General features: G+C 53.1%; 9 protein-coding genes. 1 reads left to right on the plus strand and 8 read right to left on the minus strand.

The window, feature by feature from the left end:
- Positions 1 to 399: 399 nt before the first annotated feature.
- The 3 genes from HJG40_RS14805 to HJG40_RS14815 form a co-directional block, all read right to left on the minus strand.
- The gene (locus HJG40_RS14805) at positions 400 to 1,056 is read right to left on the minus strand and encodes a hypothetical protein (RefSeq protein ID WP_215864898.1); all 657 of its coding nucleotides are present in this window, start codon (positions 1,054 to 1,056) and stop codon (positions 400 to 402) included.
- A gap of 159 nt (positions 1,057 to 1,215) precedes the next feature.
- Positions 1,216 to 1,803 (minus strand): BRO-N domain-containing protein, encoded by a 588-nt coding sequence (locus tag HJG40_RS14810; protein WP_215864899.1) that lies wholly within the window; start codon positions 1,801 to 1,803, stop codon positions 1,216 to 1,218.
- Positions 1,804 to 2,112: 309 nt separating this feature from the next.
- On the minus strand, positions 2,113 to 2,517 hold the full coding sequence (locus HJG40_RS14815) for a hypothetical protein (RefSeq protein WP_215864900.1): 405 nt from the start codon (positions 2,515 to 2,517) through the stop codon (positions 2,113 to 2,115).
- 215 nt (positions 2,518 to 2,732) lie between these two features.
- On the opposite strand from HJG40_RS14815, the gene HJG40_RS14820 reads away from it, so the two are divergent.
- Positions 2,733 to 3,020 (plus strand): type II toxin-antitoxin system RelB family anti-toxin transcriptional regulator, encoded by a 288-nt coding sequence (locus tag HJG40_RS14820; protein WP_226857497.1) that lies wholly within the window; start codon positions 2,733 to 2,735, stop codon positions 3,018 to 3,020.
- Positions 3,021 to 3,103: 83 nt separating this feature from the next.
- Here the strand turns inward: HJG40_RS14820 and HJG40_RS14825 are convergent, their stop codons facing one another.
- The 5 genes from HJG40_RS14825 to iscB all read right to left on the minus strand — a co-directional run.
- On the minus strand, positions 3,104 to 3,850 hold the full coding sequence (locus HJG40_RS14825; RefSeq protein WP_215864902.1) for a tetratricopeptide repeat protein: 747 nt from the start codon (positions 3,848 to 3,850) through the stop codon (positions 3,104 to 3,106).
- A 92-nt stretch (positions 3,851 to 3,942) separates the two neighbouring features.
- Positions 3,943 to 4,713 (minus strand): hypothetical protein, encoded by a 771-nt coding sequence (locus HJG40_RS14830; protein ID WP_215864903.1) that lies wholly within the window; start codon positions 4,711 to 4,713, stop codon positions 3,943 to 3,945.
- A gap of 160 nt (positions 4,714 to 4,873) precedes the next feature.
- Positions 4,874 to 5,470, minus strand: a complete 597-nt coding sequence (locus HJG40_RS14835; RefSeq protein ID WP_215864904.1) for a BRO-N domain-containing protein — start codon at positions 5,468 to 5,470, stop codon at positions 4,874 to 4,876.
- Between the two features lie 316 nt (positions 5,471 to 5,786).
- Positions 5,787 to 9,293: a conjugal transfer protein TraG N-terminal domain-containing protein gene (locus HJG40_RS14840; protein WP_215864905.1), complete on the minus strand. Its 3,507-nt coding sequence runs from the start codon at positions 9,291 to 9,293 to the stop codon at positions 5,787 to 5,789.
- A gap of 203 nt (positions 9,294 to 9,496) precedes the next feature.
- On the minus strand, positions 9,497 to 10,362 hold an 866-nt coding region (gene iscB, locus HJG40_RS14845; RefSeq protein ID WP_215864906.1), incomplete at its 5' end, for an RNA-guided endonuclease IscB.

Raw genomic sequence — 10,362 nt, forward strand, 5'->3', positions numbered from 1 at the left:
TCATACTCCCGAATCCCTGTTTAACCCTTGTCCGACAGAGCCTGGAACTGGCACGCGCATTCCAGGGTGTCATGACCCCAATAACGTAGTTCACGGATCACTCCGTTCACTGAGCCTGGTCAACCAGGAGCCTGCGTACCGCCTTGCAAGCTCCGCCTATACCGACATCGGTTAGGGGGAGTGGTTGACTCTACTTAAACTGTCTGCCTGTTTGCGGGCCGCAGTCGCATTTCGGGTGTCCTGGCCGGATAGTGCGGCGTCATGAGTCATTGTATATATCTGTTCCATAAGCGTTTCCTTGCACATCCAGCCCACCACATCCGCCAATCATGGAGAATCCACTGGCCGGGTTGATGTCGCAACCAGAATTTGTATCTGAACTGAGGCCTGCAGCGTCATCTAATCGTCCATACCCCACATTTGACGATCATACCACGCATCCAATCCAACCCCACAGACTGCATTTAGAAGGCTATCGTCATCATCATCCTGATGGCGACGAGCAGAATGATGGTTTACCGCAGGACGGGGCTTCTTTACGACACGATAGCCGAAAATCCAGTATGGCTTAAAAATATAAAGAACAACGGATAGGTTAAAAAACAAGCCTCCAGCTATAAAAGCATACATAATGGGGATTGCCACCGGGGATTCCGGATGCACGGTGAAGTAATGGAAATACAGCCAGGTCAACACGGCGACGGGCAGCCATAAAATTTTAACGAATAGATCCAAGGCCGGTTCCAAATAGTGAGTGACGAACTTACTGGCAATGGGATGCGGACGGTTCTTTCCCCAAATCCGGCGCAGATGGTCCCCGGTGTTCGTGGTGACATCACCATCTCGGAATGCCCACGGATTTTTTGCCGGAATGGTTTTGTTCTTCTTAAAAGCTACGTCTCCGGCTGAAGTGGTAAGCTCAAACGGTCTGCCATACCTATCAACGATCCTTGGTCCGCTTTCAGAAGTAGCAGGATCCGCAGTCTCAGACCCACCTGAAGTGGTAGAATCATCTGACGGACCATTGGTATCGTCTGTAGCTTTTGGAAACTTCATAATGCACCTCGAAATCCTTTCCATTTCCTCGCAAGATTTGCGTTATAGTGTAGAATCCTTTTCAGATATAGCACCGGGGAAATTGCTTTGCAAATCCTGACGCAAAACACCGTGTTACCACATCCTAAGAGGATGCTGTAAGGGCGGTTCAGGGTGGTCTTAACCGGTTCCTGCATCCTTTCCGGCTTCCTCAAACACCAACCGCTCATCGCCGGAAACGCGCCGCACCAGCAGATAGCCGTGTTTCTCCAGATACTCGACGATCTCCCCAACCGTGGCGACCATCGCACCTTGCGCCAGTGGCTTCATTTCATACCGTCCGTCCTGGCAGAGCGTCAGCAGCATTTTGCTACCCGGTGAACCGGGCAGGGCGGGGGAGGGCGATACAGATGGCGTATAACCGCCCGTGCGCCGGATTTCCGGCAACACTTCCTGCGTTATCCAGCGTCGGAACGGTTTGGCTTCCCTCTTGCGGCTTTTGAGGAGCGCGTGGAACAGTCCAGATTCGGAGATGATGGTGACTTCGCGGGACTGGATGGTGCCATTCTCGGATCTGGTACTCATAATGTGAGTATCAGCTTCGTCGTCATCGAGGACACGGGTCATGTTGATCGCGTCTCGATAGCCTAGTACCTTGGCAATATCACCGGCAACAAACCAAATTTGCCCATCCCTATCTACAGTACGGACTTCAGTGGATTGGAAAAGAAAAACAGTGGGTGCGGAATCGCTTTTTTTAGGGCTCATGGCGGTATCTCCTGTAGTGCGGTCTTTGTGCCGCCACCCCCTGCAAAAAGGGTGGACGGACCGAACGGGTTTGCAGACCGGCCTACAGGAACCGGCGAGCCGTAAGGCTCCCCGTCCGGCCCGCCCATAGAGCACTGCCGGACACGGACATAAAAAACGCCGCAATAACTCCCGTTAAGGGAATGGCGGCTGTCCGCCTGTAGTTTCCGGGCTGCAAAACCCGATCACCGGATGACCGATGATGGGCTGAGAATCATCCAGGAAACTGTGCTTGTCAAGTTAAACCCGGAATTGGGCTTAAACCGGGTCTTAACTTTCGTTTCCGGGATTTCCTTCGTTATCCTTATTTTCAGACAATTTGCTTGTTATCTGCTCGGCACCCTTTAAGTTACCGTCGTCGATGTCCTGGACGAGCTGCTGACCGCTGTAGCGGGTACCGTTGCCAAGTCCACCAGAGTAAGTCAGAGCCTGGACCCCGACCAGGGGTGCTCCAAGGGCATCTGCACCAAAACCAAGAAGTGCCGATCCACTTTCTCCGGCTGCATCTCCGGCTGCATCTCCTGCTGGAGTGGTAGGCTCAAACGGTCTGCCATAGCGATCAACGATCCTTGGTCCGCTTTCAGAAGTAGCAGGATCCGCAGTCTCAGACCCACCTGAAGTGGTAGAATCATCTGACGGACTATTGGCATCGTCTGTAGCTTTTGGAAACTTCATAATGCACCTCAAAATCCTTTCCATTTCCTCGCAAGATTTGCGTTATAGTGTAGAATCCTTTTCAGATATAGCACCGGGGAAATTGCTTTGCAAATCCTGACGCAAAACACCGTGTTACCACATCCTAAGAGGATGTCATAAGAGCGTATGTTCACGCTTTCCAGAAGTCCGGCTATGCCGTATGATAAGCTTGTATGCTTACCCTGAAGGAACTCATGGAACGGGACGCCAAGCGCGATATTGGCGCGGAACTTCTGGAATCCGTCCGGCAGATGAAGGCCGGGAAAAAAGGTGCTGTCCACAAGATCGACGTGCCCGAAGTGGTGCAGGCCCGTATCAGCGCAGGATTGTCACAGTCACAGTTTGCTGCACTGATGGGGGTGTCTGTCCGGACCCTTCAGGACTGGGAACAGGGGCGGCGCAACCCTTCCGGCGCGGCTATGACGCTTCTCCGCATCGCAGCCAAGCATCCGGACGTGATCCGGGAGGCACAGGTGGCATGAGATCTACCGGGGTTTTGAACATTAGCCCGACTGCGATAGACAACCCCTGGATTGTATTCCGCATTCGGAAAGTCTATCGGACTCTACCGAAATGCCTTGGGCAGCAGCCCAGCAGGCCACCCTTGCGCTACCGCTTTCTCGTACCAGTATTTCGCCTTCGAGTAATCCTTCGGCACACCATCGCGCCCGGTGTAATAGGCCCAGCATAGGTTGGATTCTGCATTGCGAGATCCATGCGCTGCCGCCTCCATATACCAGTAGATTTCTTTCTCGGCGTTATGCGGTCCACTGTGGCTGGGGGAATATTCTATCCCCCCTAGCAAAACCTCTGCTCTACGCTCTGAACTGAGAGGTCCATGTGCTGCGGCCTGCTTGTACCAGTAGATCGCTTTCACATAGTCCTTTGGTACTCCTACGCCGAAGTTGTAGTCAGAACCAACGGCAATTTCTGCCCAGCCATACCCCTGCGCTGCCGATTTTTCGAGCCAGTAATTCCCCTTCACACGGTTAAAAAGGCCCTCCAAACCATACATATAGGCATGTCCCAGCCTGTATTCCGCCCGCGCATTTCCTTGTGCTGCGGCACTCCTGATCCAGTAAACCGCCTTTTTATCGTCCTTTTTTGCACCCCAATAGTAGCGACCCATCCACATTTGCGCTGCAGCATCCCCGGACTTTGCCGCAGATTCCAATTTGGCCAAGTCCGTATCGTTTCCCTTGTGTGCTGCGGCCATCATTAGGTCTTTTGCCTGCGTATTAGTCAGCGCATAAGCATTGCCCACTGAAAATACCCCAATAAGCGCCAACGGGATGACAATACGAGCCCTCATCTTCAATTTCCTTTTTCTATACGCCGAATTTCAGAACCATCACAGAACCCTTGTTGAAATCGCGCATCCTCTTGCGATTTGCGCCCGAATATTCAAATGCTGGTGAAAGAATCATCGCTGCTGAAACCGGATGAAAAGTCATTATACATATCTGTTCCATAAGCGTTTCCTTGCACATCCAACCCACCACATCCGCCAATCATGGAGAATCCATTGGCCGGATTGATGTCGCAACCAGAATTTGTATCTGAACTGAGGCCGGAGTAGTCGGCTGATCTGTGCTGGTTTCGGGTATAACTACCCCCTCGGCCCATCTGCGGATTCTTATCGGGTACCCTGTGATAGCCGAAAATCCAGTATGGCTTAAAAATATAAAGAACAACGGATAGGTTAAAAAACAAGCCTCCAGCTATAAAAGCATACATAATGGGGATTGCCACCGGGGATTCCGGATGCACGGTGAAGTAATGGAAATACAGCCAGGTCAACACGGCGACGGGCAGCCATAAAATCTTAACGGATAGATCCAAGGCCGGTTCCAAATAGTGAGTGACGAACTTACTGGCAATGGGATGCGGACGGTTCTTTCCCCAAATCCGGCGCAGATGGTCCCCGGTATTCGTGGTGACATCACCATCTCGAAATGCCCACGGTTTTTTTACTGGAATGGTTTTGTTCTTCTTAAAAGCTACGTCTCTGGCTGCATCTCCGGCTGAAGTGGTAAGCTCAAACGGCCTGCCATAGCGATCAACGATCCTTGGTCCGCTTCCAGAAGTAGCAGGATCCGCAGTCTCAGACCCACCTGAAGTGGTAGAACCATCTGACGGACTATTAGCATCGTCTGTAGCTTTTGGAAACTTCATAATACACCTCGAAATCCTTTCCATTTCCTCACAAGATTCGCGTTATAGTGTAGAATCCTTTTTAGATATAGCACTGGGAAAATTGCTTTGCAAATCCTGACGCAAAACACCGTGTTACCACATCCTAAGAGGATGCTGTAAGGGCGGTTCAGGGATGGTCTTAACCGGTTCCTGCATCCTTTCCGGCTTCCTCAAACACCAACCGTTCGTCGCCGGAAACACGCCGCACCAGCAGGTAGCCGTGCTTTTCCAGATACTCGACGATTTCTCCGACCGTGGCCACCATCGCGCCTTGCGCCAGTTGCTTGACCTGATAGCGCCCGTCCGCTTCCAGCGTCAGCAGCATTTTGCTACCCGGTGAACCGGGCATGGCGGGTACGGCGGGGGAGGGCGATACAGATGACGAATAACCGCCCGTGCGCCGGATTTCCGGCAACACTTCCTGCGTTATCCAGCGTCGGAACGGTTTGGCTTCCCGCTTGCGGCTTTTCAGCAGCGCGTGGAACAGTCCAGATTCGGAGATGATGGTGACTTCGCGGGACTGGATGGTGCCATTCTCGGATCTGGTACTCATAATGTGAGTATCAGCTTCGTCGTCATCGAGGACACGGGTCATGTTGATGGCGTCTCGATAGCCTAGTGCCTTGGCAATATCACTGGCCACAAACCATACTTGACCATCCCGGTCGATAGTGCGGACTTCGGTGGATTGAAAAAGAAAAACAGTGGGTGCGGAATCACTTTTTTTAGCGTGCATGGCGGTTCTCCTGGAATGCGGTCTATTTCCCGCCTACCCAAGACGCCAATCAAAAGGTGGACGGAACCGAACGGGTTGGCGTACCGGATTCCAGGAACCGGCGAGCCTTGCGGCTCCCCGTCCGGCCCGCCCATAGAGCACAACCGGACAACGGACATAAAAAACGCCGCAATAACTCCCATTAAGGGAATGGCGGCTGTCCGCCTGGAATTTACGGGACGCCAATCCCGATCATCGGATGACCGATGATGGGCTGAGAATCATCCAGGAAACTGTGCTTGTCAAGTTAAACCCGGAATTGGGCTTAAACATGGTCTTAACTTTCGTTTCCGGAATTTCCTTTGTTATCCTTATTTTCAGACAATTTTCTTGTTATCTGCTCGGCACCCTTTATGTTACCGTCGTCGATGTCCTGGACGAGCTGCTGACCGCTGTAGCGGGTACCGTTTTTGCCGAGTCCACCAGAGTAAGTCAGAGCCTGGACCCCGACCAGGGGTGCTCCAAGGGCATCTAAACCATAACCAAGAAGTGCCGATCCAGCATCTCCGGCTGCATCTCCGGCTGCATCTCCGGCTGCATCTCCGGCTGGAGTGGTAGGCTCAAACGGTCTGCCATAGTGATCAACGATCCTTGGTCCGCTTCCAGAAGTAGCAGGATCGGCGGCAGGATCCGCAGTCTCAGACCCACCAGAAGTGGTAGAACCATCTGACGGACTGTTGGCATCGTCTGTAGCTTTCGCCGCTTTTGCCTTTGTCGCCGCTTTCCCCGCTTTGTAAGCCATTCCACCGCCGACCCCTGCAGTAATAGCAGTGCCAATACCCTCGACCACATCTGTCGCAACTGGATGTTTTTGCATCTCCTTATCCGCCGCCATCAACCAACTCCCATCCACCTTATTTAAATTCGCCTGGTGCGCCTTGTTCCATTGGGCAATCGCCTTCTGGGACATCCCACTGTCTTTTAAGGCATTGTCTGCATAGAATTGGGCTGCAGATGCAGGATTAAATTTCTGATTGGGATTGAAGTTGTTGACTTCTCCGGCTGCTGCAGACTGCGTGCTGCTAAATTGGGAGGATGCAGCTCCGGCGTTCGGCGGGGGTACCGCGTGAGAAACAGCATCGGCGACATTCTGACCCTGGGTGGGCATTTCACCCCCCTTTGCGACGCGCTTCGCCACCTGGCTTGTTACCGATGGATTATTAGTCGCCAGCGCACCATTTCCGAATTTGCGGGTTAATCCCTGTACGAATTCCCCCGCATTGGCGTTTCCGCTGGCAAGTGCATCTCTGGCTGTCTGCAAATTGGCAAACGCGGCTGCAGAATAGTCATTAACACCGGATTTCTTGGCCTTGTTAAAAGCACCTTCCCACTGTTTTCCCAACCCCGCGTGGTCCGCGTTGGCCTGCGATTCCAGAATCGCGTCACGCGAGCCACCCTGAACTTGTGCCATTGAAGCACCCATCTCCCCCATATTTAATATGGCATTTCCCCCTAGGCTGTTCATTTGAGAGGCGGTTCGGGCAACAGAGTTCTGCTGTTTTCGGGCTGCAGATAGGTTGCGTTGCAATCCTTCTGTTTGTGTTGCCGACTTACCCAGGCTGGCCGCCTGAGGTTGGAGAGCGCCGTCCGTGGTGTTTGTCGAAACCGAATTGGCTAGATCTGCAGCGGAAGCCGAAGTGACGCTGTTTAAGGCCGTTTTCGTGTTAGCTTTCGATAATTCGCTGGCAATCGTGGCGGTTTGTTTGCTATCGAGCCCCATGCCTATGCCTAAGCCTTTCATGGTGCCCGCTATAGCTTTTTGCCCTTCCGCGCTACTTAGCCAAGCAGCACCCATCGTTGCACCATCCATACTGGCTTGCCCATTTAACGACATCAGAAAGCTCGTGGCTTTTTTATCACTGACCCCTAATGTACTGGCAACAGATTGCACGGCCTGCCTCATCTCGCTGGCTTTTTGTGTCGCTGCCTCTGAATGTATTTCATTGCTGCCCTGTGATGTTCCAGCGGTTTGTAATAACCCCCAGGTCTGTGCAGCGGTTCGCCCAGAACTCACTTGGTAACTCTGAGACGCCTCGGCCACTCTCGCATCTGCTGCTGTTAGGCCAGCACTTGCCGCAGACGCCAGATTGACACTCGCGGCATCGAAAACAGGATTGGTTGAAAATTCTTCTGAGGTTCCGCCACGAGTGCTGGGCATACCCGAAGATTTCGCCTGAACCCCACTCGTCCCCTGGGTGAGCGTATTGGGGCCTTCCATCGGCGTTGTTTCACCAACCGCTTGTGAGGCAGAGTTTTCTTCGGACTGGTCCTGCGCCAGACGTGTGGCCGCATAAGCGCCACCCAGACCCAGCAGGACCATCGTGACTACGGGGGTCAATGCCAGCATTTTGTCCGCCATAGCCTGTGAGCGCATAGCGTGCTCCAGCAGAATCGGAATGTTATTGGAAGCCGTCATCGCTCCACCATTCAGGGTGTTTTGAAGCTGGGTCATGGTGTCGTGCATGTTGCTCTGGGCATAATTGGAGATAAGCTGGGCAATCGGTATCCAGGCCAACGTAGTCGCCCCGAACGCCATGAATGCACCAATCTTGCCGAAGCCATTTGGACCCATGGCCATAGCCACTACGATGATGATCGGAAAGCCCGCAAAGAACAGAAATTGCAGGATGGCCATCATCGGAATCATGTTCATTTCAAACAAGGATGCGTTTGCCGCATTCAGGGTCACACTGCGCCCGAATGCCGTGGCCTTGGTTGAGCAATAGCTGGACATAGGCCCGGATTGAGAGCTGTCCCAGAGTTGATTCGCGTTAGCTCCGGCCTGGACCTCGCAATTCAGGATCATGTTATTCATGAATCTGTAACCGTCATTACCGGTAGTCATAAAAACATTATCGAGCAGGGTGGCGGCCTGTGAAGCGTCCAGGCTGGATACAGAACCATTGTCCAGTTGAGAATCAATGGTTTCTCCGAGATTTTTGCTACCACTAGGCATACTGCCTGTCTCAAAAACGCTCCATGCACCACTCAAGGTGCTTTCGGCACTGGAGCAGCTTTCCGAGTAATGCGACACAGGATCCCCGGAGCTGTTGACGTAAAGCGTGTCCATAACATTCGGTTCTGGCGGTGTTGTTGAGAACAAAGCCGTTGCCAGGTTTTTTTGTGATCCCATGGAATACAAAACGCTGGTATCAGGGGCCACACAAAAATCCACATAATCCTTGATGGAGCGACTTAGCGAGGGGTTCGCGTCAGAGAAAGTCGAATAGAGTCCACGCAGGTTATACATGAGCGCCAGAGGACCATCGAAACCATAGACCTGGTTGCTTGACGATGAACCACTGAACATATTGGTATCGTCGGTTGTCACCGAGTCATCCGCCTGCCCCATTTCCTTGGTGATCGCCCAGAAAGCCGTCGAAAATATCGACGCGGGAACTGCGACGCCAATAGGAATTCCGCTGACGATTTGGGACTGACCGTTATAGACGTTTTCAATATTGACGGTGGTGGTGACGCCGAACATGACCGCATAAGCAATCGCCATGATCATGATGTGATGGATCAGGAATCGTCCCTGCAAAAAGGACGCGATCACGATAATGATCAGACTGATGATCAGCATAAGGCCAATCAGCGGCCCACCCCAGGCGCTTGAGCTGCTGGCCCATGCCGTGTTGTTGGATGGATCGAACAACATCTGCAGCATGGTAAAAACACCAAAGAAACTCTTGATGTTGCCGATAACGTAAATGTTCCAGGTCATCCGTTTGTGCGGGAAACCCCAGCATTCATGCCAGGGAGGAATAGCGCGGCGGCGCAAGCCGCCCCTATACCCGCATCTCCTTGTGCTGTAGCTATCTTTGTCCACGAATACCCATACCCGTCTGCCCGCTGAATCAGGGTGCAGAAACGGTGATGGATGCCTTGTACCAATCCGGTTGCGGTCTGGATGTTAAAACTACCACTGGCGCGAATCGCTACGCGGCCCAAATATGTTCCCATCAGAACCCGGCGCTTCCGTATTTAACTGTACGCATAACCGTCATTCCTCTGCAGAATTTTGAGATGCCTGGGATGCACATTGATGGGTTTGTCATGCCCCTTGGCCTTCAGCGCAAAGGACGGACGAAAACGAATGGCGATGCGTCCGACATGCGTACCAGCGTATTTCCCTTTCTGAATCACCGCCCGCACCAGATCGCCGGTTTGGTATCCCAGAAAGGATTTAGCACCGGCCTTGTGCCCGACCGGAAACCCGTATCGGTTCAGTCGCGCCCGTTGCCGCTCGCCGTGGCCCATAGCACCCATCTGCAGGGGCTTGTGTTCTGAACCCAGCCTGACCTCGGTACCGCTTTCTCCAGCACAGGCGGCCTCTATCCAGTGCGCTTTTGCATAGCCCAGCCGCTTGCGATTCCACTTCGTTCTGCCGCCTGTGCCGACTTCCACATCAAGGCCGGTATCCTTGAGGCGGCGGAACAGCGCCCAACGTGTTGCGTTCACGGCAGCAGCATCCCTCAATGGGGCTTTGCGTTGCGCTTCGATACGCGCCAGACGTTTTGTGTCATGCGCCAGAAAGTCCCGCACATCCTGATTATTCTTGCGCTGGTTGCAGGGACCGCAGGCCAGCGTCAGATTCGATACCCGATCACTGCCGCTTTTGCTTTTGGGGTGGATATGGTCGATGGTCAGCGGGGTATGCTCTGCATCGCAATATGCACATTTGCGGCCCCATTTCTCCAGTAGATACTCGCGCACCTCGTATTCGAACAGGGTGCCGTGCTGGTACTCCGCACCGGATATTTCCGGGTTCTGCAAAGCCTGGGTATCGAAGCGATGCAGCAGGGTGGACAGAGCCACCACGGGTGCCCAACGCTGCAAGCGGGATACGC

It is taken from the genome of Acidithiobacillus concretivorus (assembly GCF_018853445.1).
In the GTDB taxonomy this organism is placed as follows: domain Bacteria; phylum Pseudomonadota; class Gammaproteobacteria; order Acidithiobacillales; family Acidithiobacillaceae; genus Acidithiobacillus; species Acidithiobacillus concretivorus.